Genomic DNA, 26040 nt, shown 5'->3' on the forward strand with positions numbered 1-26040 from the left:
GGGATGAACTTGTGATCGCCCTCTCCCTCGCCGAGATCGCAGCAGTCGTCGGCGGGCAGACGCACGACATACCGGATCCGTCCACGCAGGTCACGGGCCCGGTCGTCCGGGACTCCCGAGAGGTGGAGCCCGGCAGCCTGTTCGCCGCCTTCGTCGGCGAGCGCGTGGACGGCCACGACTTCGCGGCGCGGGTCGTCGAGGCGGGCGCGGTCGCCGTACTGGCGTCGCGCCCGGTCGGCGTGCCCGCGATCGTCGTCGAGGACGTCCAGGCCGCCCTCGGCGCCCTCGCCCGGCACGTGGTCAAGCGGCTCGGCGCGACCCTCGTCGCCCTGACCGGCTCGGCGGGCAAGACCAGCACCAAGGACCTGATCGCGCAGGTGCTCCAGCGCAAGGCGCCGACGGTGTTCACGCCGCAGTCGCTCAACAACGAGATCGGGCTGCCGCTGACCGCCCTCACCGCCACCGAGGAGACACAGTTCCTCGTGCTGGAGATGGGCGCCCGCGGCGTCGGGCACATCCGCTACCTCACCGACCTCACACCCCCGAGGATCGGCGTCGTCCTCAACGTCGGCACCGCCCACATCGGCGAGTTCGGCGGCCGCGAGCAGATCGCGCAGGCCAAGGGCGAGATCATCGAGGGCCTCCCGGAGGACGGCGCGGCCGTCCTGAACGCCGACGACCCGCTGGTCAGGGCCATGGCACCGCGTACCAAGGCGAAGGTGGTCCTTTTCGGAGAGTCGGCCGAAGCGGACGTACGCGCCGAGAACGTACGTCTCACGGACAGCGGACAGCCCTCCTTCAGGCTTCTCACACCCTCCGGTGCATGCGATGTGACCATGCGCCTGTACGGTGAGCACCACGTGTCGAACGCGCTCGCCGCGGCCGCCGTCGCCCATGAGCTGGGCATGTCCGCGGAAGAGATCGCCACCGCGCTCTCCGAGGCGGGCACCCTCTCCCGCTGGCGCATGGAGGTCACCGAGCGCCCGGACGGCGTGACCATCGTCAACGACGCCTACAACGCCAACCCCGAGTCCACGCGGGCCGCCCTGAGGGCGCTCGCGGCCATGGGCAAGGGGCGCCGCACGTGGGCGGTGCTCGGCAAGATGGCCGAGCTGGGGGACGAGGCGCTCGCCGAGCACGACGCCGTCGGACGGCTCGCCGTCCGGCTCAACGTCAGCAAGCTCGTCGCCGTCGGGGGGATTGAGGCCTCCTGGCTGCAACTGGGCGCATATAACGAGGGTTCGTGGGGTGAGGAGTCGGTGCACGTGTCCGACGCACAGGCGGCGATCGACCTGTTGCGCAGCGAGTTGCGCCCGGGGGACGTCGTACTCGTGAAGGCGTCCCGTTCGGTGGGGCTCGAGAGCGTTGCCCAGGCGCTCGTCGAGACCGGTGCCGAGGGTGAGGTTGCCGCCCGATGATGAAGCAGATCCTGTTCTCAGGAGTCATTGGCCTCTTCCTGACGCTGATCGGCACCCCGCTGCTGATCAAGCTCCTCGCCCGCAAGGGCTACGGCCAGTACATCCGTGACGACGGCCCGCGCGAGCACGCCAGCAAGCGCGGTACGCCGACGATGGGCGGCATCGCCTTCATCCTGGCGACGATCGCCGCGTACTTCCTGAGCAAGCTCATCACCGGTTACCCGCCCACCTACTCCGGGCTGCTGGTCCTCGGCCTGATGTTCGGCATGGGCCTGGTCGGCTTCCTCGACGACTACATCAAGATCGTCAAGCGGCGTTCGCTGGGTCTGCGGGCCAAGGCGAAGATGGCCGGCCAGCTGATCGTCGGCATCGGCTTCGCGGTGCTGTCGCTGATGTTCGCCGACGCGCGCGGCAACACCCCCGCTTCCGACAAGCTGTCGTTCATCACCGACTTCGGCTGGAAGATCGGCCCGGTCCTGTTCGTGATCTGGGCGCTGTTCATGATCCTCGCGATGTCGAACGGCGTGAACCTCACCGACGGTCTGGACGGTCTGGCCACCGGCGCCTCCGTGCTCGTCTTCGGCGCCTACACGTTCATCGGCGTCTGGCAGTTCCAGGAGTCCTGCGCCAACGCGCAGACGCTGACCAACCCGGCCGCCTGCTACGAGGTGCGCGACCCGCTCGACCTCGCGGTGATCGCCTCCGCGCTGATGGGTGCCTGCCTGGGCTTCCTGTGGTGGAACACCTCGCCGGCGAAGATCTTCATGGGCGACACCGGCTCGCTCGCCCTCGGCGGTGTCCTCACCGGCCTGGCCATCCTCTCCCGCACGGAGCTGCTGCTGGCCATCATGGGCGGCCTGTTCGTCCTCATCACCATGTCGGTCGTCATCCAGGTCGGCTCCTTCCGGCTCACCGGAAAGCGCGTGTTCCGGATGGCGCCACTGCAGCACCACTTCGAACTCAAGGGCTGGTCCGAAGTCCTGGTGGTGGTCCGGTTCTGGATCATTCAGGGCATCTGTGTGATCGTCGGACTGGGCCTTTTCTACGCAGGATGGGCAGCGGACAAGTGACCACCTCCTCGGCGTCCTCCGACTTCCAGGGCAAGCACGTCACCGTCGCGGGGCTCGGCGTCTCCGGCGTCCCGGCGGCCAAGGTGCTGCACGCGCGCGGGGCGATCGTCACGGTCGTCAACGACGGCGACGACGCACGCGCGCGTGAACAGGCCGCGGAACTCCAGGCGCTCGGCGTCACCGTGCGCCTGGGAGACGGGGCCACCCTGCCGGAGGGCACCGAGCTGATCGTCACCGCGCCCGGCTGGCAGCCCGACAAGCCGCTGTTCCTGGCGGCCGGGAAGGCGGGCGTGCCCGTCTGGGGCGACGTCGAGCTGGCCTGGCGCCTCAGGGGCCCCGACGCGGCGCCCTGGCTGGCCGTCACGGGCACCAACGGCAAGACCACGACCGTGCAGATGCTCGCGTCGATCCTGAAGGCCGCGGGCCTGCGCACGGCCGCCGTCGGCAACATCGGCGTGTCCCTGCTGGACGCGGTCCTCGGCGAGGAGCAGTACGACGTCCTCGCCGTGGAGCTGTCCAGCTACCAGCTGCACTGGGCGCCCTCCCTGCGGGCGCATTCGGCCGCGGTTCTCAACCTCGCGCCCGACCACCTGGACTGGCACGGCTCCATGGAGGCCTACGCCCGCGACAAGGGACGTATCTACGAGGGCAACCGGGTCGCCTGCGTGTACAACGTCGAGGACAAGGCCACCGAGGACCTGGTCCGCGAGGCCGACGTGGAGGAGGGCTGCCGGGCCATCGGGTTCACCCTCGGCGCCCCCGCGCCCTCCCAACTCGGCGTCGTCGACGGCATCCTGGTCGACCGCGCCTTCGTGGAGAACCGGCAGAAGAACGCCCAGGAGCTGGCCGAGGTCTCCGACGTCAACCCGCCGGCCCCGCACAACATCGCCAACGCCCTTGCCGCGGCGGCCCTCGCGCGCGCCTTCGGGGTGCCCGCCAAGGCCGTACGCGACGGTCTCAGGTCCTTCCGGCCGGACGCCCACCGCATCGCGCACATCGCCGACATCGACTCGGTGGCGTACGTGGACGACTCCAAGGCGACCAACACGCATGCCGCCGAAGCGTCGTTGGCGTCATATGAGTCGATTGTATGGATTGCGGGTGGTCTGGCGAAGGGCGCGACCTTCGACGAGCTCGTCGCCAAGTCGGCGAAGCGACTTCGCGGTGCCGTCCTGATCGGCGCCGATCGCGCCCTGATCCGCGAGGCCCTCGCGCGACACGCGCCGGAAGTACCCGTCGTGGACCTCGACCGGACCGACACTGGGGCGATGCTCCAGGCGGTGACGGAAGCGAAGCGGCTCGCGCAGCCCGGTGACACGGTGCTGCTGGCCCCGGCCTGTGCCTCCATGGACATGTTCACCAACTACAACCAGCGCGGTGACGCGTTCGCGGCGGCGGTCCGCGAGCTCGAAGCCTGACCCCGGCCGCCTGCCGGGCGGATCATGGGAGGGACGCGTGGGACGGTCGACGTTCAGTGGAGGCGCCGATGCCCAGTAGCCGTACCGGCCGGCCGCCCGTGCAGCGGGCGTCGGGGCGTCCCGCCGTTTCCCGGTCCTCGCGCGACAACCCCGTACGACGGTTCTACACGCGCGCGCAGAAGGCCTGGGACCGCCCGCTGACCGCCTACTACCTGATCCTCGGCGGCAGTGTGCTGATCATCGTGCTGGGCCTGGTGATGGTCTACTCGGCCTCCCAGATCACCGCGCTGCAGATGTCGCTGCCGGGCTCGTACTTCTTCCGCAAGCAGCTGCTGGCCGCCGTGCTGGGCGGCGTACTGCTGTTCGTGGCCTCCCGCATGCCGGTGAAACTGCACCGGGCGCTGGCCTACCCGATCCTGGCCGGTGCCGTCTTCATGATGGCCCTGGTGCAGGTGCCGGGGATAGGGATGGCGGTCAACGGCAACCAGAACTGGATCTCCCTCGGTGGCTCCTTCCAGATCCAGCCCAGTGAGTTCGGCAAGCTGGCCCTGGTGCTGTGGGGCGCGGACCTGATCGCCCGGAAGCAGGAGAGGAAGCTGCTGACCCAGTGGAAGCACATGCTGGTGCCGCTGGTACCGGTCACCTTCCTGCTGCTCGGGCTGATCATGCTCGGCGGCGACATGGGCACCGCGATCATCCTCACGGCGGTCCTGTTCGGCCTGCTGTGGCTCGCCGGGGCGCCGACGCGGCTGTTCGCCGTGGTGCTGCAGATCGCCGCCCTGATCGGTTTCGTCCTCATCAAGACCAGCCCCAACCGGATGGCCCGGCTCTCCTGTATCGGTGCGACCGAGCCCAAGGCGGGTGCCGCCGACTGCTGGCAGGCCGTGCACGGCATCTACGCCCTCGCCTCCGGCGGACTCTTCGGTTCCGGGCTCGGCGCGAGTGTGGAAAAATGGGGACAACTCCCGGAAGCCCACACCGACTTCATCTTCGCCGTCACCGGTGAGGAACTGGGCCTGGCGGGGACGCTGTCGGTGCTCGCCCTGTTCGCGGCTCTAGGCTATGCGGGTATCCGCGTGGCCGGACGCACGGAGGACCCCTTCGTGAGGTACGCCGCGGGAGGCGTGACCACCTGGATCACCGCCCAGGCAGTGATCAACATCGGTGCGGTGCTCGGTCTGCTGCCGATCGCCGGCGTCCCCCTCCCGCTGTTCTCCTACGGAGGGTCCGCCCTGCTGCCGACCATGTTCGCCATCGGGCTGCTGATCGCCTTCGCACGTGACGAGCCCGCTGCGCGGGCAGCGCTTGCGATGCGGCAACCTCGCTTTGGTAGAAAGCGGGCGGGAGGCTCCGGCGGTGCGCGGGGGCCTCGGAGATGGAACACGATGCGACGGCGTGCCTCGGTGGCGCGTTCGTCCGGAGAGCGGTGAATTTCGGTGCATGTCGTACTCGCCGGCGGGGGCACCGCGGGCCACATCGAGCCCGCGCTCGCCCTCGCGGACGCCCTGCGCAGGCAGGACCCGACCGTGGGGATCACGGCCCTGGGCACGGAGCGCGGTCTGGAGACCCGGCTCGTCCCGGAGCGCGGCTACGAGCTGGCGCTGATCCCGGCGGTGCCGCTGCCCCGCAAGCCAACCCCCGAGCTGATCACCGTCCCGGGCCGGCTGCGCGGCACGATCAAGGCCGCCGAGCAGATCCTCGAGCGCACCAAGGCGGACGTCGTGGTCGGCTTCGGCGGTTACGTCGCCCTGCCCGGCTACCTGGCCGCCAAGCGGCTCGGCGTGCCCATCGTGATCCACGAGGCGAACGCCCGCCCGGGGCTGGCCAACAAGATCGGCTCCCGGTACGCCGCCCGGGTCGCCGTCTCCACGCCGGACAGCAAGCTGCGCGACGCCCGCTACATCGGCATCCCGCTGCGCCGCTCCATCGCCACCCTGGACCGTGCCGCGGCCCGTCCCGAGGGCCGCCACCGTTTCGGCCTCGACCCGAACCTGCCCACGCTGCTCGTCTCCGGCGGCTCCCAGGGCGCCCGGCGCCTCAACGAGGTCGTCCAGCAGGTCGCGCCCTGGCTGCAGCAGGCCGGCATCCAGATCCTGCACGCGGTCGGCCCGAAGAACGAACTGCCGCAGGTGCAGCAGATGCCGGGGATGCCCCCCTATGTCCCGGTAAGTTACCTGGACCGGATGGACCTCGCGTACGCCGCGGCCGACATGATGCTCTGCCGTGCGGGCGCGATGACCGTCGCCGAACTCTCCGCCGTCGGGCTCCCGGCCGCCTACGTCCCGCTGCCCGTCGGCAACGGCGAACAGCGGCTCAACGCCCAGCCGGTGGTGAAGGCCGGCGGCGGACTCCTCGTCGACGACGCGGAGCTGACGCCCGAGTGGGTGCAGCAGAACGTCCTGCCCGTGCTCGCCGACCCGCACCGGCTGTACGAGATGTCCCGCGCGGCAAGCGAGTTCGGCCGCCGGGACGCCGACGAGCTGCTCGTCGGCATGGTGTACGAGGCGATCGCCTCGCGCCGTTAGGACCGTATGACGAAAGGGCAGTAAGGGTGGCCGGACCGACTACCGCCGAGCGCGGTGAACGCCAGCAGGAGTCGTCCGGCCCGCCGCCCGGGCGCCGGTCCGGGAAACTGCGCCTTCGTACGATCGTCATCCTGGCTGTGGCAGCCGCCGTGCTCCTCGTCGCCGGTGCGGCATGGGTGTTGTACGGCTCCGCATGGCTGCGCGTCGGCCATGTGTCGGTGTCCGGCACGCGCGTGCTGACGTCCGCCGAGGTGCGCGACGCGGCGGCCGTGCCGGTCGGGGCCCCGATGATTTCCGTCGACACCGACGGCATCGAGGCCCGATTGCGCCGGAGACTGCCCCGGATCGACAGGGTTGACGTGGTCCGTTCCTGGCCCGATGGAATCGGGCTGAAAGTGACCGAGCGCACTCCGGTTCTGCTGCTCCGAAAGGGCGGGAACTTCACCGAAGTCGATGACGAAGGTGTCCGTTTCGCCACGGTTTCGCAGGCGCCGAATGCCGTACCGATGCTGGAATTGTCCGTCTCCCGCACGGGTTCCGGCGCCGCGGGCTTCCGGCGTTTCGGCACCGACCGGCTGGTGCGCGAGGCGGTCCGGGTCGCCGGTGACCTGCCGGCCGCCGTGGCGAAACGGACCCGCACCGTCCAAGTCCGTTCCTTTGACGCCGTCTCGCTGGAGCTGGCCGACGGCCGCACGGTCTTGTGGGGAAGTGGCGAGAACGGCCGCGCCAAGGCACGGACCCTCACAGCTCTCATGAAAGCAGCTCCCGCCGCGCGGCACTTCGATGTCAGCGTTCCCATCGCCCCTGCGTCATCGCGGAGTTGACGCACATCAGCGCAGGCCAGCACCCTGGTTGGGCACTGCTATGGCTGATCACATAGGGTGAAAAGAAAAACGGGAGGTTCGGCGTGTTCGTTGAACGGGCGCCACTTGTCGACTTAGTGTCCTGTTCAGAAGACTCCAGGGAACAGACACACTGGTAACCCTAAACTTCAGGGTTAGGGTTCGGGTCGGCGCTACGGACCGTCCCATTCGGCATCCGTCGTCCCGGCGCGGGGCACCGCACGGCGGCGACAACGTAATTCGAGGCGAGAGGCCTTCGACGTGGCAGCACCGCAGAACTACCTCGCAGTCATCAAGGTCATCGGTGTCGGCGGCGGTGGTGTCAATGCCATCAACCGGATGATCGAGGTCGGTCTCAAGGGCGTCGAGTTCATCGCCATCAACACCGACGCACAGGCGCTGTTGATGAGCGATGCCGACGTCAAGCTCGACGTCGGCCGGGAACTCACCCGCGGACTCGGCGCCGGAGCCAACCCGGCCGTCGGCCGCAAGGCCGCAGAGGACCACCGCGAGGAGATCGAGGAGGTCCTCAAGGGGGCCGACATGGTCTTCGTGACGGCCGGAGAAGGCGGCGGCACCGGCACCGGCGGCGCACCCGTCGTGGCCAGCATCGCGCGCTCCCTCGGCGCCCTGACCATCGGCGTGGTCACGCGCCCGTTCACCTTCGAGGGACGGCGCCGCGCGAACCAGGCCGAGGACGGCATCGCCGAACTGCGCGAAGAGGTCGACACCCTCATCGTGATCCCCAACGACCGGCTGCTGTCCATCTCGGACCGCCAGGTCTCGGTCCTGGACGCCTTCAAGTCCGCCGACCAGGTCCTGCTCTCCGGCGTCCAGGGCATCACCGACCTCATCACCACCCCGGGCCTGATCAACCTCGACTTCGCCGACGTGAAGTCGGTCATGTCCGAGGCCGGTTCGGCGCTCATGGGGATCGGCTCGGCCCGCGGCGACGACCGCGCGGTGGCCGCCGCCGAGATGGCGATCTCCTCGCCGCTGCTGGAGGCGTCCATCGACGGCGCCCGCGGCGTGCTGCTCTCCATCTCCGGCGGCTCCGACCTGGGCCTGTTCGAGATCAACGAGGCGGCCCAGCTGGTCAGCGAGGCCGCCCACCCCGAGGCCAACATCATCTTCGGCGCGGTCATCGACGACGCCCTCGGCGACGAGGTCCGGGTCACCGTGATCGCGGCCGGCTTCGACGGCGGCCAGCCGCCGGCCCGCCGGGACAACGTGCTCGGCTCGGCCTCGGCTTCGACGGCACCCCGTCGCGAGGAGCCCGCCCCGGCACGGCCGGCCGAGCCCAGCCGGCCGACCTTCGGCTCGCTCGGCAGCGTGACGCCGAAGGAGGAGCCGGAGCCGGCGCCCGAGCCGGTGCCCGACATCCCGGTCGCCCCGCCGGTCACGCCGGCGCCGCGGACCTACTCGGACAGCGCGGCCGAGGAACTGGACGTTCCGGACTTCCTCAAGTGATAGGACGGCGCGAGAGCGTGAGCGGCGCGCACTTCGCCTTCACCGACCGGTGGGGCGGGGTGAGCGCCGCTCCGTATGAGGAGCTCAACCTGGGCGGCGCGGTCGGCGACGACCCGGAGGCCGTACGGACCAACCGGGACATCGCCGCCAAGTCGCTCGGTCTCGACGCGGACCGGGTCGTCTGGATGAACCAGGTGCACGGCGCCGGCGTGGCCGCGGTGGACGAGCCCTGGGCCGACGGCCCGGTCCCGGAGGTCGACGCGATCGTCACCGCCCGCCGCGGACTCGCCCTCGCCGTCCTCACCGCCGACTGCGTGCCGGTGCTGCTGGCCGATCCCGTCGCCGGGGTCGTGGCAGCCGCGCACGCCGGACGGCCCGGCATGGTCAGGGGGGTCGTTCCCGCCGCCGTACGGGCCATGGCCGAACTCGGCGCCGAGCCCGGCCGGATCGTCGCGCGCACCGGACCGGCCGTCTGCGGGCGGTGCTACGAGGTGCCGGAGCCGATGCGCGCCGAAGTGGCCGCCGTCGAGCCGGCGGCGCACGCTGAGACGAGCTGGGGTACGCCGGCGGTCGATGTGAGCGCCGGGGTGCACGCGCAGCTCGACCGGCTCGGGGTGTGCGACCGGGCGCAGTCACCGGTGTGCACGCTGGAGTCGGGCGACCACTTCTCGTACCGCCGCGACCGCACGACCGGGCGGCTCGCGGGCTATGTGTGGCTGGACTGATGGGGCATGACGGACCGTAAGACCGAACTCGCCGCAAACCTGGCGAAAGTGGAGGAGCGCATCACCGCCGCGTGTGTGGCGGCGGGGCGCAGGCGGGAGGAGGTGACCCTGATCGTGGTCACCAAGACCTACCCGGCGAGCGATGTGCGGATCCTGTCGGAACTCGGTGTGCGTCATGTCGCCGAGAACCGTGACCAGGACGCGGCTCCGAAGGCCGCCGCGTGCGCGGATCTGCCACTGAAATGGCATTTTGTCGGTCAATTGCAGACCAACAAGGTGCGTTCGGTGGTCGGTTACGCCGCTGTCGTGCAGTCCGTCGACCGCGCCCGGCTCGTCACCGCGCTGTCGAAGGAGGCGGTGCGGGCGGAGCGCGAGGTCGGGTGCCTGATCCAGGTCGCGCTGGACGCGGGCGTGAGCGGCCGGGGTGAGCGCGGAGGCGTGTCCCCGGACGGAATCGAAGAGTTGGCCGACCTCGTCGGCGAGGCGCCGGGGCTGCGGCTCGACGGACTGATGACCGTCGCTCCGCTCACCGGGGAGTACGCGGGACGCGAACAGGAGGCGTTTCAGCGGCTCATGGATTTGTCGACTGACCTGCGCCGAGCCCATCCGGCTGCAACCATGGTGTCAGCAGGGATGAGTGCGGACCTCGAACAGGCCGTGGCCGCCGGGGCGACACATGTGCGCGTCGGCACTGCGGTACTCGGAGTCCGCCCCAGGCTCGGGTAACGTCGCCAGGAAGTCGGACCACAGCAGAAAATATGGTCAATGCCCGTGAATGCGGGCACAACGGCCACGTGGATCGCGGGCACTTGGCAGTCGTCAGTCGATCCACCACAGAGCGGAGGACTCAGAGCATGGCCGGCGCGATGCGCAAGATGGCGGTCTACCTCGGCCTCGTGGAGGACGATGGGTACGACGGCCGCGGATTCGACCCCGACGACGACTTCGAACCCGAGCTGGACCCGGAGCCCGAGCGGGACCACCGACGGCATGAATCGTCACACCCGTCGCACAGCGCACATCAGCCCCAAAGGGACGAAGAGGTGCGAATCGTGCAACCGCCCGCGCCGCGCGAGCCGGTGGCCCGTTCGACGGCGCTCGCCGCGGAATCCGGACGTCCGGCGCGGATCGCGCCCGTGGCATCCATCACACAAGAACGTCAGTCCCTCGAGAAGAACGCACCGGTGATCATGCCCAAGGTTGTGTCCGAGCGAGAGCCTTACCGGATCACCACGCTTCACCCGCGGACCTACAACGAAGCCCGTACCATCGGGGAACACTTCCGTGAGGGAACCCCGGTGATCATGAATCTGACTGAGATGGATGACACAGACGCGAAGCGACTTGTCGACTTTGCGGCCGGTTTGGTGTTTGGTCTTCACGGCAGCATCGAGCGGGTGACGCAGAAGGTGTTCCTGTTGTCTCCTGCTAACGTCGATGTCACGGCGGAGGACAAGGCCCGCATCGCAGAGGGCGGGTTCTTCAACCAGAGCTGAGACACACAACCGGATCGACGTTCGGAAGAGCACGGAGCAGGGGAGAGGGAAGCGCAGGCCATGAGCGTGTTCGTCACGGTGGTCCACACCGCGCTACTGGTGTTCCTCGCCGTGCTCATCTTCCGACTGGTCATGGATTACGTGTTCCAGTTCGCCCGCTCGTGGCAACCCGGCAAGGCGATGGTGGTCGTACTGGAGGCCACCTACACTGTCACCGATCCACCGCTGAAGCTTCTGCGGCGGTTCATCCCGCCGCTGCGTCTCGGGGGCGTGGCGCTCGACCTGTCCTTCTTCGTACTGATGATCATCGTCTACATCCTCCTCTCGATCACGGGGAACTTCGTGGGATGAGGATGGACGATACGGTCTTGCCGACTGCCGATGACTACGTTGAGGTGAAGAGATGCCGTTGACCCCCGAGGACGTGCGGAACAAGCAGTTCACGACCGTCCGCCTCCGAGAAGGCTATGACGAGGACGAGGTCGATGCCTTCCTCGACGAGGTCGAAGCCGAACTGACCCGTCTGCTCCGCGAGAACGAGGATCTGCGCGCCAAGCTGGCCGCGGCGACCCGTGCGGCCGCGCAGAACCAGCAGAACATGCGCAAGGGCCCGCCGGAGCAGGACCAGCAGCAGCACCCTCAGCAGCAGCATCCTCAGCAGCAGGGCATGCGAGGTCCCGGCGCGCCGGTGCCCGCCGGCATATCGGGCCCGCCGCAGCAGCAGATGGGTGGCCCCATGGGTGGTCCGCCCCAGCTGCCGAGCGGTGCCCCGCAGCTGCCCGCCGGTCCCGGCGGCCAGGGCGGCCCGCAGGGTCCCGGTCCGATGGGCCAGGGTCCGATGGGTCAGGGCCCGATGGGCGGTCAGCCGCCCATGCAGCAGCAGATGGGCGGTCCGATGGGCGGCCCCATGGGCGGTCCGATGGGCGGCCACGGTCAGGGCCCCGGTGGCGACAGTGCCGCCCGTGTCCTCTCGCTGGCCCAGCAGACCGCCGACCAGGCGATCGCCGAGGCCCGCTCCGAGGCCAACAAGATCGTAGGCGAGGCCCGCAGCCGCGCCGAGGGTCTGGAGCGTGACGCCCGTGCCAAGGCCGACGCCCTGGAGCGGGACGCGCAGGAGAAGCACCGCGTCGCGATGGGCTCCCTGGAGTCCGCCCGCGCCACGCTGGAGCGCAAGGTCGAGGACCTGCGCGGCTTCGAACGCGAGTACCGCACGCGCCTGAAGTCGTACCTCGAGTCCCAGCTGCGCCAGCTGGAGACCCAGGCCGACGACTCGCTGGCCCCGCCGCGCACCCCGGCCACCGCGTCCCTGCCGCCGTCCCCGGCGCCCTCCATGGCTCCGGCCGGCGCGAGCGCCCCGTCGTACGGCGGCAACCAGACGATGGGCGGCAACCCCGCTCAGTCCGCTCCGTCCTACGGCGGTCAGCAGCAGATGACCCCGGCCATGACCCAGCCCATGGCCCCGGTCCGTCCGCAGGGTCCGTCCCCGATGGGCCAGGCACCCTCGCCGATGCGTGGGTTCCTGATCGACGAGGACGACAACTGACCGGTCACTGAGACCAGTACGACAACGGCGTCGGCAGCGTCCAAAAGGGCGGGCCCCCGGACTTCGGTCCTGGGGGCCCGCCCTTTTTACGCGGGTTGCGTCACTCGGACTTCGAGAAGGGCCCGGCCTCCGAACCGGAGACCGGGCCCTTTTCCAACCGCTCGGCGCTTACGCCTTCCGCAGGCGGAACGTGAGGGACAGCCCCTCGTCGGTGAACGGCTCGCCGTACGTGTCGTCGGCCTCACCCTGGCCGAAGTCGGTCGACAGGACCTCCTCGGCGATCAGCCCCGCATGCTCGCTGAGCGCGGCGGCCACCGCCGGGTCCGTGGACGTCCACCGCAGAGCGATCCGGTCCGCCACATCCAACCCGCTGTTCTTGCGGGCCTCCTGGATCAGCCGGATCGCGTCACGCGCCAGGCCCGCCTGCCGCAGCTCCTCCGTGATCTCCAGGTCCAGCGCGACCGTGGCCCCGGAGTCGGAGGCCACCGACCAGCCCTCCCGCGGGGTTTCCGTGATGATCACCTCGTCCGGAGCGAGGGTGACCGTCTCACCGTCGACCTCCACGGAGGCCGTGCCCTCGCGCAGGGCGAGGGAGAGCGCGGCGGCGTCGGCACCGGCGACGGCCTTGGCCACCTCCTGCACGCGCTTGCCGAACCGCTTGCCCAGTGCACGGAAGTTGGCCTTGGCGGTGGTGTCCACCAGGGAGCCGCCCACCTGCGACAGCGACGCCAGCGAGGAGACGTTCAGCTCCTCGGTGATCTGCGTGTGCAGCTCGGGGTCCAGGGACTCGAAGCCGGTCGCCGCGATCAGCGCGCGGGACAGCGGCTGACGCGTCTTCACGCCCGACTCCGCGCGGGTGGCCCGGCCCAGCTCCACCAGCCGGCGCACCAGGACCATCTGCCTGGACAGCTCCGGGTCGATCGCCGACAGGTCCGCCTGTGGCCAGGAGGCCAGGTGTACGGACTCCGGCGCGCCCGGGGTCACCGGCACGACCAGGTCCTGCCACACCCGCTCGGTGACGAACGGGGTGATCGGGGCCATCAGCTTCGTGACCGTCTCCAGCACCTCGTGCAGCGTGCGCAGCGCGGCCTTGTCGCCCTGCCAGAAGCGGCGCCGCGAGCGGCGGACGTACCAGTTCGACAGGTCGTCGACGAACGCGGACAGCAGCTTGCCGGCGCGCTGGGTGTCGTACGCCTCCAGCGCCTGCGTCACCTGGTCGGTGAGGGCGTGCAGCTCGGACAGCAGCCAGCGGTCCAGCACCGGGCGCTCGGCCGGTGCCGGGTCCGCGGCGCCGGGCGCCCAGTTCGACGTACGGGCGTACAGCGCCTGGAAGGCGACCGTGTTCCAGTACGTCAGCAGGGTCTTGCGTACGACCTCCTGGATGGTGCCGTGGCCGACCCGGCGGGCCGCCCACGGGGAACCGCCGGCCGCCATGAACCAGCGCACCGCGTCCGCGCCGTGCCGGTCCATGAGCGGGATCGGGTCCAGGGTGTTGCCCAGGTGCTTGGACATCTTGCGGCCGTCCTCGGCGAGGATGTGGCCGAGGCAGACGACGTTCTCGTACGACGACTTGTCGAAGACGAGGGTGCCGACGGCCATCAGCGTGTAGAACCAGCCGCGCGTCTGGTCGATGGCCTCGGAGATGAACTGCGCCGGGTAGCGGCTCTCGAACAGCTCCTTGTTCTTGTGCGGGTAGCCCCACTGTGCGAACGGCATGGAACCCGAGTCGTACCAGGCGTCGATGACCTCGGGCACGCGCGTGGCCGTCTTGCCGCAGCCGTCGTGGCGGCAGGCGAAGGTGACCTCGTCGATGAACGGACGGTGCGGGTCCAGGCCCGACTGGTCCGTGCCGGTCAGCTCGGTCAGCTCCGCGCGGGAGCCGACGCAGGTGAGGTGGTCGTCCTCGCAGCGCCAGATCGGCAGCGGGGTGCCCCAGTAGCGGTTGCGGGACAGTGCCCAGTCGATGTTGTTGTTCAGCCAGTCGCCGAAGCGGCCGTGCTTGACCGTCGCCGGGAACCAGTTGGTCTGCTCGTTCTCCTGGATGAGACGGTCCTTGATCGCCGTCGTCCGGATGTACCAGGAGGGCTGGGCGTAGTAGAGCAGCGCGGTGTGACAGCGCCAGCAGTGCGGGTAGCTGTGCTCGTACGGCAGGTGCTTGAAGAGGAGGCCGCGCTGCTGAAGGTCCTCGGTGAGCTTTTCGTCCGCCTTCTTGAAGAAGACGCCGCCGACCAGCGGGACGTCCTCCTCGAAGGTGCCGTCCGGGCGGACCGGGTTGACGACCGGCAGGCCGTAGGAACGGCACACCTTGAGGTCGTCCTCACCGAAGGCGGGGGACTGGTGGACCAGACCCGTGCCGTCCTCGGTGGTGACGTAGTCGGCGTTCACCACGAAGTGGGCGGGCTCCGGGAACTCCACCAGCGCGAACGGACGCTGGTACGTCCAGCGCTCCATCTCGGCGCCGGTGAAGGTCTGCCCCGTGGTCTCCCAGCCCTCGCCGAGCGCCTTGCCCACGAGCGGCTCGGCGACGACGAGCTTCTCCTCGCCGTTGGTCGCGACGACGTAGGTGACCTCCGGGTGCGCGGCGACCGCCGTGTTGGACACCAGGGTCCACGGGGTCGTCGTCCACACCAGGAGCGCGGCCTCGCCGGCGAGCGGACCGGAGGTGAGCGGGAAACGGACGTACACGGACGGGTCCACGACCGTCTCGTAGCCCTGCGCCAGCTCGTGGTCGGACAGGCCGGTGCCGCAGCGCGGGCACCAGGGGGCGACGCGGTGGTCCTGGACCAGCAGGTCCTTGGTGAAGATCTCCTTCAGCGACCACCAGACGGACTCGATGTACTCGGGGGCCATCGTGACGTACGCGTCGTTGAGGTCGACCCAGTAGCCCATGCGGGTCGTGAGCGCTTCGAACGCGTCGGTGTGGCGGAGCACGGACGCCCGGCACTTGGCGTTGAACTCGGCGATGCCGTACGCCTCGATGTCCTGCTTGCCGCTGAAGCCGAGCTCCTTCTCGACCGTCAGCTCCACCGGGAGACCGTGGCAGTCCCAGCCGGCCTTGCGGGCCACGTGGTAGCCGCGCATGGTGCGGAAGCGGGGGAAGACGTCCTTGAAGACGCGTGCTTCGATGTGGTGGGCGCCGGGCATGCCGTTGGCGGTCGGCGGGCCTTCGTAGAACACCCATTCCGGTCGGCCCTGGGACTGCTCCAGGCTCTTGGCGAAGATCTTCTGGTCGCGCCAGAAGTCGAGCACGGCGTGCTCAAGAGCGGGCAGGTCGACCTGTGCGGGCACCTGGCGGTACGTCGGCGCTGTCATCTGCGAGCATCCTCCAACGGACTTGCTGCCTTCCGTCGGAGGGACGAGAGCCTTCGATCCTGCCTACGCCGTGTGCGGCGCGCTCCCGCGGTACCACCCTCCTTGGCCCTCCGTCGCGCCGTACGCGCCGGTGGGCCCCCTCATTGGGGTCGCGAAGCCGGGTCTACTCGCGCTGGCCTTGCGGCTGTGCCTTTCTTCCGGCGGCTCCGGGGTGATCTTCACGTCGCGCTCGCCCCCGGGCTCACACCGTCCCCGGATCGCTCTCGGCTGCGTACGCCGCTACTCGTCCCCATCCACGCTTTTCGCTCCGCCCAGTGTACGGCGCCGCGCGGACAGCGGCTGACCGGATTTCCGTGCGGTGCCACGGCGGGCGGTGCGACGGGCCGGGATGACCCGAATGGCGAGGCGGCGTGCGCTCGGGTCCGGCGAGGCTGGGCTCCGGCGGATTACCCGGCGGGGAGCTGGGCACAACGGATGCAGGCCTGCTGCGCGGGGGGTGCGGGCGGGCGAATCGGGCGGTGTGCCCCGTTGCCGCGGGACTCAAGTCGATTTATCGTCCCAGCACGATTCGCGAGCGAGATCACAATATGTGAAGGGGCCGCGGCCATGGTGGCGAAAAAGACCGCCGTACAGCAGCCGGCGACCGGCCGGCGCAGGGGCGTGGCTGCCTCCGGTGCGGCTGCCTCCGGCGGTGAGGCCAAGGGAGTGGCCGGGAAGAAGAGGGTGACCGGGGGAAAGGGCGCCGGGGGAAGGGACACCGGGGGAGCGGGCGCAGAGCCGGCCGCCAGGAAGGCGGCGGTGAAAGAGACGGCTGTGGGGGCGACGGGCGCCACCGGGAAGACGGCCGCAAAGAAGACCGCGCCGAAGCAGACGGTCGGTAGGAAGGCGCTGGTCGAGGAAGCGGCCGTCGAGAAGGGGACCGGAGAGAAGGCGGCTGCGGCTGCCAGGAAGGGGACCCGGGGGAAGGCGGCCGTGAAGGAGACGGCAGCCAAGACGGGTGCTGCCGGCAAGACCGCCGCCAAGGCCGGGACGGCTGCCGGGAAGGCGCCGGCCGGGAAGGCGGGTGCCGGGAGGGCGGCGGCCAAGAGGGCGGTCGCCGACGAGGCGGTGGCGGACAGGGTGGCGGTTCCGAAGAAGCAGGTGTCCAAGAAGGCCGTCGGGAAGAAGGCCGCGGCGAAGGGGGTGGCGGAGGCGGAGGAGACGGCCGTCAGGAAACCGGCCGCGAAGAGGACCGGCGGCAGGAAGACGGCCGCCGAGGGCGTCTCCACGGAGGCGGCCCACACGAGCAGGGCCAAGAAGGCGGGCGCGGCGCGGGCCGCGAAGCAGACGGGAGCCACGACGGTGGTTGCGAAGAAGACTCCTGGCACGGCCACGGCGGAGACCGCCGTTCCCAAGGCGCGGGTCGCCGCGGCGGAGCCCGGCGAACTGGCGGTGCGCCCCGGTGAGGATCCCTGGACTCCGGAAGAGGTGGCTCTGGCCCGTGCCGAACTGCTGTCCGAGGTGGAGCGGCTGCAGGACGAGATCAGCTCCTCCGAAGCCTCCCTGGTCGGCCTGATGCGGGATTCCGGGGACGGCGCGGGGGACGACCAGGCCGACACCGGCACCAAGAACATCACGCGCGAGCACGAGATGGCGCTGGCCGCCAACGCGCGCGAGATGCTGGTCCAGAACGAGCACGCCCTGGAACGGCTGGACGCGGGTACCTACGGCCTGTGCGAGAACTGCGGCAACCCCATCGGCAAGGCCCGGATGCAGGCCTTCCCGCGGGCCACGCTGTGCGTGGAGTGCAAACAGAAGCAGGAACGTCGCTCCTGAGCGTGCCGGGCCGTGCCGTAGTCTCGTCGTCAGTCAGGCACCTAGGTTGAGGGACTCACGTGGCAGAGGCGGAGCGCATCATCGGTACGCCGGACACCCCGGACGACAGCGGCGAGCGGACGGCGGCGGTCGGGGCGGACGAGCAGCAGGCCCCGGCCCAGGTACGGGACCGCCGCGGGCGCCGGATCGCCCTGCTGTTCGCGGTGGCCGCGTTCGCGTACGCCCTCGACCTGATCAGCAAGACGCTCGTGGTCGCCAAGCTGGAGGGGCACGAGCCGATCAGGCTGGTCGGGGACTGGCTGGAGCTGAACGCCATCCGCAACCCGGGCGCGGCCTTCGGCTTCGGCGCGGCCTTCACGATCATCTTCACCCTGATCGCCGCGGCCGTGATCGTGGTGATCATCCGCCTGGCCCGCAAGCTCTACAGCTACCCCTGGGCCATCGCGCTCGGTCTGCTGCTCGGCGGCGCCCTCGGTAACCTCACCGACCGGATCTTCCGTTCGCCGGGCGTCTTCGAGGGCAAGGTCGTGGACTTCATCGCGCCCAAGGGCTTCGCCGTGTTCAACCTGGCGGACTCGGCGATCGTGTGCGGCGGCATCCTGATCGTGCTGCTGTCCTTCCGCGGTCTGGACCCGGACGGCACGGTCCACAAGGACTGAGCCCCGCCGGGGGTTGTCCACAGGCGCGGTCGGGGCGCCGCGGCCCGTCCGGCATACTCGACGGGTGAGCACGATTCCCGAGATCCGTACCCTGCCCGTGCCCGACGGCCTGGAGGGCGAGCGCGTCGACGCCGCCATCTCCCGCATGTTCGGCTTCTCCCGCACGAAGGCGGCGGAGCTGGCCGCGGCCGGCAAGGTCCAGGTCGACGGCGCGGTGGTCGGCAAGTCCGAGCGGGTGTGCGGCGGCGCCTGGCTGGAGGTCGAGATGCCGCAGGCGCCCGCGCCGGTGCAGGTGGTCGCCGAGCCGGTCGAGGGCATGGAGATCGTGCACGACGACGAGGACGTGGTCGTGATCGTCAAGCCGGTCGGCGTGGCCGCGCACCCGTCACCGGGCTGGTCCGGCCCGACCGTCATCGGCGGCCTCGCCGCCGCCGGGTACCGGATCTCCACCTCCGGCGCCGCCGAGCGCCAGGGCATCGTGCACCGCCTGGACGTCGGCACCTCGGGCCTGATGGCGGTCGCCAAGTCGGAGCGGGCGTACACGTCGCTCAAGCGCCAGTTCAAGGAGCGCACGGTCGACAAGCGGTACCACACCCTCGTCCAGGGCCACCCGGACCCGACCAGCGGCACGATCGACGCGCCGATCGGCCGCCACCCGAACCACGACTACAAGTGGGCGGTCACGGCCGAGGGCAAGCCCTCCGTGACGCACTACGACCTGATCGAGGCGTTCCGCGCCGCCTCCCTGCTGGACGTGAAGCTGGAGACCGGCCGCACCCACCAGATCCGCGTCCACATGTCCGCCCACCGCCACCCCTGCGTCGGCGACCTCACCTACGGCGCCGACCCCACCCTCGCCAAGCGGCTGCGCCTGACCCGCCAGTGGCTGCACGCGGTGCGCCTCGGCTTCGAGCACCCCGCGGACGGCCAGTGGGTGGAGTTCGCCAGCGACTACCCCGAGGACCTGCAGACGGCCCTCGACCAGGTCCGCGAGGAGACGTACGGGTGAGCGTGCCGTACACCGTCCGGATCGCCGAGGACCCCGCCGACCGCGAGGCGTGCTTCGCGGTCCGCAAGCAGGTCTTCGTCGTCGAGCAGGGCGTCGCCGAGGACATCGAGTACGACGCCTACGACGCCGTCGCCGTGCATGTCCTGGCGGTCCGCGAGGACGGCGTGCCGCTCGGTACCGGGCGGCTGCTGTACGGCGAGGCCGCGGCGGCGAAGACGGGCGGGGACGCGTCGGTGGGCTCCCTGGGGCGGCTCGCCGTCTCCCGCGAGGCCCGCGGGCTCGGTGTCGGCGTGGCCCTGGTGCGGGCCATCGAGGACGCGGCACGCGCGCGTGGTCTCACCGCGGTGGACCTGCACGCGCAGACCCACGCCCTGGGTTTCTACGAGCGCCTCGGCTATGCGGCGTACGGCCCGGAGTTCCCGGACGCCGGCATTGCGCACCGGGCGATGCGCCGCGCCCTGCAGGCGCCGGCCGCGCCGTAGGGCGGCAGGCGTCGCCGGTGGCCGGATGGCAGGCTTGAGGCCTGCCGTGTGATCGTCGACCCCCGGAGCGCCGGCCGTGGATCAGTTGGCCCTGTTGTTCGTACTGCTGCTCGGGGCCCTGGTGAGCGTCCCGGTGGGGGACCGGTTCGGGGTGCCGGCGCCGGTGCTGATGACGCTGTTCGGCGGGGCCCTCGCGGTGGCCGACTTCGTGCCCAACGTGGACATCCCGCCGGACCTGATCCTGCCCGGGCTGCTTCCGCCGCTGCTCTACGCCGCCGTCCGGCGCACCTCCTGGCGTCAGTTCGCGGCCAACATCCGGCCGATCTTCCTGCTGGCCGTCGCCCTGGTGTTCGTGACGACGGTGTGCGTGGCGTTCGTCGCCAACGCGATCGTGCCGGGGCTGCCGATCGCCGCCGCCGTCGCGCTCGGAGCGCTGATCGCCCCGCCCGACCCGGTCGCCGCGACCAGCGTCGCCGGACAGCTCGGGCTGCCGCGCCGCCTGGTGTCGATCCTGGAGGGCGAGGGTCTCTTCAACGACGTCACGGCCATCGTGCTGTACCACGTGGCGATCGCCGCGGCCGTGAGCGGTTCCTTCTCGCCGTGGCGGGCCGGCCTGGACCTGGTCCTGTCGGGCGTCGTCGCGGTGGCGCTGGGCCTGGTGCTCGGCTGGGGCGCGAACAGGCTGATGGACCTGCTGGGCGATCCGACCCTGCAGATCGGCATGACCCTGCTGGTGCCGTACGCCTCCTACGTGCTCGCGGAGAGGCTGCACGGCTCGGGGGTGCTGGCGGTGCTCACCACGGCGCTCTTCCTCGCCGAGTACGCCACCGACGCCGACGACGTGATGACCCGGCTGGCCGGGCACACCTTCTGGGACATCATCGACACCCTCGTCACGGGTGTCGCCTTCGGGCTCATCGGCCTGGAGCTGCACAACGCCATCCGCACGGCCCAGGGGCGCTGGGGCGAGATGCTGGGCTGGGCCGCCGCCGTCGTGGGCGTGGTGGTCGTCGTACGGCTGCTGTGGCTGCTGCCCGCGACCTGGCTGACCAAGCGGCTGCATGCGCGGCGGGACTACGACGAGGAGATCCCGGTGAGCTGGCGGGAGACCGTCGTGATGTGGTGGTCCGGGATGCGTGGGGTGGCCTCGGTGGCGCTGGCGCTGGCCGTCCCGCTGAGGACCGCTGACGGATCCCGGTTCCCCGACCGGGACGAGATCATCTTCATCGCCTTCGGCGTGATCATCGTCACGTTGGTCCTGCAGGGACTCACGCTGCCGTCGCTGGTGAGGTGGCTCGGGGTGCGGGCCGACTCCGAGCGGGAGAAGGAGTTCGAGAAGGAGCTGGCGGTGCGGGCCGCCAAGGCGGCCAAGCGCCGGCTGCGGGAGATCGAGCAGGTTGAGGAGCTGCCCGAGGAACTGTCCGAGCAGATGCTGCGGCGCGCCTTCGACATCGGGATCCGGATCAGTCCGGACATCGGGGAGGAGGAGCGCAGGGAGGCGCAGCACCAGCGGGCCCGGCGGCTGAAGCGGGTGCGGCGCATCCAGAACGAGATGCTGAGCGCGGCACGGCACGAGGTGCTGGCGGCGCGCAGCGAGCCCGGTGCCGACCCGGAGATCGTGGACCGGGTGCTGCGGCATCTGGACGTGCGCAGCCTGCGGTGACCGTGACTGTGTGCGCGAAGCGCTCAAGGACCGGCTCGCCTCGCCCGGTGGCCGGGTGCTCTTCGTCGGTTCCATCGCCGCCTACCGCGGTTCGGGCAGCGGCGCCGGACCCGTCGCCTCAGAGGTCATCCAGGTCGACGGCGGTATCGAGCGCGGCCGTTGAAGGCGCCGGTGTCAGCCGCGGCCGGTGCGCGGGAACTCGCGCTCCTTGCGGAGCGGGGTGCCGTCGCGGGACGGGAGGCGTTGCGGCGGGAGCGCCGCCTCCAAGGTGTTGACGCGGGGGAGCGCGTAGGCGTGCTCGGCCGTCAGCCAGGTGATCATCTGCTCGCGGACCGTGACCCGCACCGTCCAGATGTCGTCGGCGTCCTTCGCGGTCACCAGGGCGCGCACCTGGATGGTGGTGGGCGTGCTGTCCGTCACCACCAGGCCGTAGGCGCGGCCGTCCCAGGCCGGGCACTGGCGCAGGATGTCGCGCAGCTTCTCGCGCATCGCCTCGACGGGCGCACTGTGGTCGAGGTGCCAGTAGACGATGCCCGTCATCTGCGGGGTCCCCCGCGACCAGTTCTCGAAGGGTTTGGAGGTGAAGTACGACACCGGCATGGTGATCCGCCGCTCGTCCCAGGTCCGTACCGTCAGAAAGGTCAGCGTGATCTCCTCCACCGTGCCCCATTCACCGTCCACGACGACCGTGTCGCCGATACGCACCATGTCACCGAAGGCGATCTGCAGCCCGGCGAACATGTTCGACAGGGTGGACTGGGCGGCGACGCCGGCCACGATGCCGAGGATGCCCGCCGAGGCCAGCAGGGAGGCGCCGGCCGCCCGCATCGCGGGGAACGTCAGCAGCATGGCGGCGATCGCCACGACGATCACGATCGCGGACACCACCCGCATGATCAGCTCCACCTGCGTGCGCACCCTGCGCACCCGGGCCGGGTCCCGGTGTGCGCGGGCGTAGCGGCTGTAGGTGGTCTCGACGATCGCCGCGGCGATCCGGATCACCAGCCAGGCGGCGGAGCCGATCAGCACCAGCGTCAGCGTCCGGCCGATGCCGGCCTGGTGCCGCTCCAGCAGCTTCGCCTGGTCGTACGACCCTCGCAGCAGGGCGGCGCACAGCACGAGCTGGTAGGGGACGCGGCCACGCCGCAGCAGCCCCCACAGCGGGGTGTCGCGGTCGCGCTCGTCGGCCTTGCACAGCAGCCGGTCGGTGGCCCAGCCGATGGCCAGGGTGATCAGCACCGAGCCGCCGATCACGATCACAGGGCGGAGCAGGTTCTCCATGCCTGCGCTTCTAACCGGCGCTCGGCGGCCATGAACATGTGAGTTCGGCGCGTTCCTGGGTACGGCCGCTCAGGCGGCGCCGCACCGGCTGGCACCATGGCCTCATGAACATCATGCTTTTTCACTCGACCTACGGCCTCAGGCCCGCGGTGCGCGACGCCGCGGACCGGCTGCGCACGGCGGGCCACGAGGTGTGGACGCCCGACCTTTTCGAGGGGCGCACGTTCGGCACCGTCGAGGAGGGCATGGAGTTCAACGAGCGGATCGGCAAGGAGGAACTGCTGAAGCGGGCCGTGCTGGCGGCGGCGCCGTACTCGGACCGCGGGCTGGTGTACGCCGGGTTCTCGCTCGGCGCCTCCATCGCCCAGACCCTCGCCCTCGGCGACGACAAGGCGCGTGGTCTGCTGCTCCTGCACGGCACGTCGGACATCGCGCCGACCGCGCACGTGGACGGGCTGCCGGTGCAGCTGCATGTGGCCGAGCCGGACCCGTTCGAGACGGACGACTGGCTGAGCGCCTGGTATCTGCAGATGGGCCGGACCGGAGCCGATGTGGAGGTCTACCGCTACGCCGGCGCCGGGCACCTCTACACCGACCCCGAGCTGCCGGACTACGACGCCGAGGCCGCCGAGGCCACCTGGCGGGTGGCGCTCGGCTTCCTCGACAGCCTGCGGTCGCAGTAGCCGCCGGCTACACGGGGTCGTAGGTCCGCTCGACCTTCTGCGTGCCGCTGCGGGTGCGGTAGGAGCGCACCCACTTGGAGGTCGCGTTCGCGTCGGTGCGGTCGGACAGGACGTAGTAGTCCATCTGCGCGCGGTCGGCGGTGATGTCCAGCACGCCGTAGCCGTGCCGGTCGGTGTCCACCCAGTGGACGTGCCGGTTGGCGGCCTCGATGACCGGCGCGGCGAGCGCGGAGACCGTGCCTTCGGGGACCTTGACGATGTCGTCGAGGTTGTCGGAGGTCACCGACGTGATGACGAACTCGGTGGCCGCCGACGGCGACAGCGGATAGGTGCCCGCGTCCACCGGCACGTCGTTGGCCCAGGACATGTGGATGTCGCCGGTCAGGAAGACGGTGTTGCCGATGGCGTTCGAGCGCAGGTGGTCGAGGAGCTCGCGGCGGTCGTGGGTGTAGCCGTCCCACTGGTCGGTGTTGACGCCGATGCCGTCCTGCGGCAGGCCGAGCAGCTTGGCGAGCGGCTTGAACAGGTCGGCGCTGAGGGAGCCGATGACGAACGGTGCGATCATCACGGAGTTGCCGACCAGCCGCCACCTGGTGTCGGAGGCCTTCAACCCGGCCTTCAGCCAGTCGAGTTGGGCCCGGCCGGTGATCGTCCGGTTCGGGTCGTCCACCGATCCGCTGCCGGTGGACGCCTGCAGGGAGCGGAAGGAGCGCAGGTCCATCAGGGACAGGTCGGCGAGCTTGCCGAAGCGCAGCCGCCGGTAGGTGGTGCCCTCGACGGCGGGGCGGACGGGCATCCACTCGAAGTAGGCCTGCTTGGCCGCCGCCTTGCGGGCCGTCCAGGTGCCCTCGGCGCCCTCGGTGTGGTTGACCGCGCCGCCCGACCAGGCGTTGTCGGCGAACTCGTGGTCGTCCCAGATCGCGATGACCGGCGCCTTCAGGTGCAGGGCCTGCAGATCCGGGTCGGTCTTGTACTTCGCGTGCCGGATGCGGTAGTCGGCGAGCGTGATGATCTCGTTCGCGGGCGCGTGCGGGCGGACGACCGTGCCGCGCGCCGCGTACTCGCCGGACTTGTACTCGTATATGTAGTCGCCGAGATGCAGCCAGGCGTCCAGGTCGCTGCGGGCCGCGAGGTGCCGGTAGGCGGAGAAGTAGCCGCCCTCCCAGTTGGCGCAGCTGACCACGCCGAAGCGCAGCCCGGACACGTTCGCGTCCGCCGCGGGCGCGGTGCGGGTGCGCGCCGCCGGGGAGTCGGTCCCGCCGGCCGAGAACCGGAACCAGTAGTCGGTCGCCGGCGCAAGGCCCCGGACGTCGGCCTTCACGGTGTGGTCGGAGGCGGCGGTCGCGGTGACCGAGCCCTTGGCGACGATGCTGGTGAACGCCTTGTCCCTGGCGACGACCCAGCTCACCTCGGTGTCCGCGCCGACACCCGAGCCGGGCGTGGCCTCCGGGCTCGGGGTCACCCGGGTCCACAGCAGGACGCCGTCGGGCAGCGGGTCACCGGAGGCGACGCCGTGCAGGAAGGCGGGGGCCTCGTCTGCGGCGCGCGCCGGAAGGGCGGCGGTGAGCGGGCCGGCCAGCACAGCGGTCGCCGCCGCGGCCTTGACGACCGTACGGCGGCGGGGGGAGAGGGAGTTGAGACCCTTGGGTGCCTCGGATGATCTGTTTCGACTGGTCACGACCGATCAGGTTACTGATCGGTATAAGCAAGAGCGGGCGAATCTCGAAAGTTCGCCCGCTCTTCATGCGAAAGTCCGGTGCCGAAGGCCGGCTTCCGACGAGCCGTCAGCCCTTGAGGGCCGCGTCGAGAGCCTTGTTGAAGTCGGCCGGGTTCGACGGCGCGTTCTCGCCGTCGGGGCCCGTCAGCTTCTTGCCGTCCATCTTCAGGGTCGGGGTGCCCTTTATCTTGTCCTCGTCGAATATCTTCGACTCCTCCAGCGCCCACCTGTCGTAGGTGCCGTCCTTCACGGCCTTCTGGAACGCCGCGTTGCCCTTCAGGGCGGGGACCGTGTCGGCGATCTCGAGCAGATACGCGTCGTCCTTGAACTTGTCGTCGGTCTCGCCGGGGTGCCACTTCGCCGAGTACATGGCGGCCTTGTACTCGAGGAACGCCTCCGGGCTGACGTTGAGCGCGGCGCCCAGGGCGCTGAGCGCGTTCTTGGAGCCCACGCCGGGCAGGTTCTTGTCGAGGAAGGTCGCACCGACGTAGCGCAGCTTGAACTTGCCGTCGTCGATGTCCTTCTTCACCGTCGAGCCGACCTGCTGCTCGAAGGCCGCGCAGACCGGGCAGCGCGGGTCCTCGTAGATGGTGAGGGTCTTCTTGGCGGTGCTCTTGCCGATGACGACGGTCGTGCCGTCGGCGCCCGTGGTGTTGGCCGGCTTCACCAGCTTCTTGGTCTTCGCGGCGTCCCACCCGGTGGGCTTGTTCATCTGGACGACGGCATAGCTGATGCCGAAGACCGCGCCCAGCACGGCCACCACCGAGGCGGCCACGATGGCCTGCCGCTTGGCCTTGTCGCGCTTGGCCTGCCGCTCGCGCTCCTGGCGCAGCCGCTCCCGGGCCGCCGTCTTCGCCGTCTGGCTGTTCCGCTTGCTCATGTTGGTGATCTCCGTGTGGGACGCGCACATGC

The 26040-nt window shown here is 70.4% G+C and carries 22 protein-coding genes and 1 pseudogene; 19 read left to right on the forward strand and 4 right to left on the reverse strand.

The features are described from left to right. The first annotated feature begins 11 nt into the window (after positions 1-11). From ACZ7GZ_RS10725 to ACZ7GZ_RS10780, 12 genes are all read left to right on the forward strand, one after another. Positions 12-1418, forward strand: a complete 1407-nt coding sequence (locus ACZ7GZ_RS10725; RefSeq protein ID WP_471022761.1) for a UDP-N-acetylmuramoyl-tripeptide--D-alanyl-D-alanine ligase — start codon at positions 12-14, stop codon at positions 1416-1418. Beyond that, a complete protein-coding gene (gene mraY, locus ACZ7GZ_RS10730) occupies positions 1415-2488 on the forward strand; it encodes a phospho-N-acetylmuramoyl-pentapeptide-transferase (protein WP_450796611.1) in 1074 nt (357 codons plus the stop codon). Before ACZ7GZ_RS10725 ends, mraY begins: the two co-directional genes overlap by 4 nt. After that, positions 2470-3906: a UDP-N-acetylmuramoyl-L-alanine--D-glutamate ligase gene (gene murD / locus ACZ7GZ_RS10735; protein WP_471022764.1), complete on the forward strand. Its 1437-nt coding sequence runs from the start codon at positions 2470-2472 to the stop codon at positions 3904-3906. Before mraY ends, murD begins: the two co-directional genes overlap by 19 nt. A gap of 68 nt (positions 3907-3974) precedes the next feature. Next, a complete protein-coding gene (ftsW, locus tag ACZ7GZ_RS10740) occupies positions 3975-5336 on the forward strand; it encodes a putative lipid II flippase FtsW (RefSeq protein WP_471022767.1) in 1362 nt (453 codons plus the stop codon). 6 nt (positions 5337-5342) lie between these two features. After that, positions 5343-6431 (forward strand): undecaprenyldiphospho-muramoylpentapeptide beta-N-acetylglucosaminyltransferase, encoded by a 1089-nt coding sequence (murG, locus tag ACZ7GZ_RS10745; RefSeq protein WP_471022768.1) that lies wholly within the window; start codon positions 5343-5345, stop codon positions 6429-6431. 26 nt (positions 6432-6457) lie between these two features. Beyond that, positions 6458-7255, forward strand: a complete 798-nt coding sequence (locus ACZ7GZ_RS10750; protein ID WP_471022769.1) for a cell division protein FtsQ/DivIB — start codon at positions 6458-6460, stop codon at positions 7253-7255. 279 nt (positions 7256-7534) lie between these two features. Continuing rightward, positions 7535-8743: a cell division protein FtsZ gene (gene ftsZ, locus ACZ7GZ_RS10755; RefSeq protein ID WP_471022770.1), complete on the forward strand. Its 1209-nt coding sequence runs from the start codon at positions 7535-7537 to the stop codon at positions 8741-8743. Beyond that, the gene (gene pgeF / locus ACZ7GZ_RS10760; protein WP_471022773.1) at positions 8740-9468 is read left to right on the forward strand and encodes a peptidoglycan editing factor PgeF; all 729 of its coding nucleotides are present in this window, start codon (positions 8740-8742) and stop codon (positions 9466-9468) included. Before ftsZ ends, pgeF begins: the two co-directional genes overlap by 4 nt. Positions 9469-9474: 6 nt before the next feature. Next, positions 9475-10194 (forward strand): YggS family pyridoxal phosphate-dependent enzyme, encoded by a 720-nt coding sequence (locus tag ACZ7GZ_RS10765; protein WP_471022774.1) that lies wholly within the window; start codon positions 9475-9477, stop codon positions 10192-10194. A 128-nt stretch (positions 10195-10322) separates the two neighbouring features. Next, positions 10323-10964, forward strand: a complete 642-nt coding sequence (locus ACZ7GZ_RS10770) for a cell division protein SepF (protein WP_471022775.1) — start codon at positions 10323-10325, stop codon at positions 10962-10964. Between the two features lie 60 nt (positions 10965-11024). Continuing rightward, positions 11025-11315, forward strand: a complete 291-nt coding sequence (locus tag ACZ7GZ_RS10775; RefSeq protein WP_363218714.1) for a YggT family protein — start codon at positions 11025-11027, stop codon at positions 11313-11315. Between the two features lie 52 nt (positions 11316-11367). Further along, positions 11368-12507, forward strand: coding sequence for a DivIVA domain-containing protein (locus tag ACZ7GZ_RS10780; RefSeq protein ID WP_471022776.1), 1140 nt, complete (start codon positions 11368-11370; stop codon positions 12505-12507). A gap of 168 nt (positions 12508-12675) precedes the next feature. On the opposite strand, the gene ileS is transcribed toward ACZ7GZ_RS10780, so the two are convergent. After that, complete coding sequence (gene ileS / locus ACZ7GZ_RS10785) at positions 12676-15819, reverse strand: isoleucine--tRNA ligase (RefSeq protein WP_471022778.1); 3144 nt, start codon at positions 15817-15819, stop codon at positions 12676-12678. Positions 15820-16425: 606 nt separating this feature from the next. Here ileS and ACZ7GZ_RS10790 point away from each other — a divergent pair. The 6 genes and pseudogenes from ACZ7GZ_RS10790 to ACZ7GZ_RS10815 all read left to right on the forward strand — a co-directional run. Continuing rightward, positions 16426-17634: a TraR/DksA family transcriptional regulator gene (locus ACZ7GZ_RS10790; protein ID WP_471022780.1), complete on the forward strand. Its 1209-nt coding sequence runs from the start codon at positions 16426-16428 to the stop codon at positions 17632-17634. A 59-nt stretch (positions 17635-17693) separates the two neighbouring features. After that, positions 17694-18293 carry a signal peptidase II gene (gene lspA, locus ACZ7GZ_RS10795; protein WP_471022781.1) on the forward strand — a complete coding sequence of 200 codons (600 nt, stop codon included), beginning with the start codon at positions 17694-17696 and terminating at the stop codon, positions 18291-18293. Between the two features lie 64 nt (positions 18294-18357). After that, positions 18358-19302 carry an RluA family pseudouridine synthase gene (locus ACZ7GZ_RS10800; RefSeq protein ID WP_471022783.1) on the forward strand — a complete coding sequence of 315 codons (945 nt, stop codon included), beginning with the start codon at positions 18358-18360 and terminating at the stop codon, positions 19300-19302. Next, entirely contained in the window at positions 19299-19784 is a 486-nt protein-coding gene (locus ACZ7GZ_RS10805) for a GNAT family N-acetyltransferase (protein WP_471022784.1), read from the forward strand. Before ACZ7GZ_RS10800 ends, ACZ7GZ_RS10805 begins: the two co-directional genes overlap by 4 nt. Positions 19785-19860: 76 nt before the next feature. Beyond that, positions 19861-21447, forward strand: a complete 1587-nt coding sequence (locus ACZ7GZ_RS10810) for a Na+/H+ antiporter (protein ID WP_471022786.1) — start codon at positions 19861-19863, stop codon at positions 21445-21447. 16 nt (positions 21448-21463) lie between these two features. Then, positions 21464-21553, forward strand: a pseudogene (locus ACZ7GZ_RS10815) (oxidoreductase); the annotation flags it as partial. Positions 21554-21621: 68 nt separating this feature from the next. Here ACZ7GZ_RS10815 and ACZ7GZ_RS10820 read toward each other — a convergent pair. Beyond that, positions 21622-22728 (reverse strand): mechanosensitive ion channel family protein, encoded by a 1107-nt coding sequence (locus ACZ7GZ_RS10820; protein WP_471022788.1) that lies wholly within the window; start codon positions 22726-22728, stop codon positions 21622-21624. 104 nt (positions 22729-22832) lie between these two features. On the opposite strand from ACZ7GZ_RS10820, the gene ACZ7GZ_RS10825 reads away from it, so the two are divergent. Further along, positions 22833-23411, forward strand: coding sequence for a dienelactone hydrolase family protein (locus ACZ7GZ_RS10825; RefSeq protein ID WP_471022790.1), 579 nt, complete (start codon positions 22833-22835; stop codon positions 23409-23411). Between the two features lie 7 nt (positions 23412-23418). Here the strand turns inward: ACZ7GZ_RS10825 and ACZ7GZ_RS10830 are convergent, their stop codons facing one another. Continuing rightward, on the reverse strand, positions 23419-25089 hold the full coding sequence (locus ACZ7GZ_RS10830; RefSeq protein ID WP_471022792.1) for an alkaline phosphatase D family protein: 1671 nt from the start codon (positions 25087-25089) through the stop codon (positions 23419-23421). Positions 25090-25195: 106 nt separating this feature from the next. Then, a complete protein-coding gene (locus ACZ7GZ_RS10835; RefSeq protein WP_471022794.1) occupies positions 25196-26008 on the reverse strand; it encodes a DsbA family protein in 813 nt (270 codons plus the stop codon). Between the last annotated feature and the right edge of the window lie 32 nt (positions 26009-26040).

Source organism: Streptomyces sp. NPDC037288, assembly GCF_055603265.1.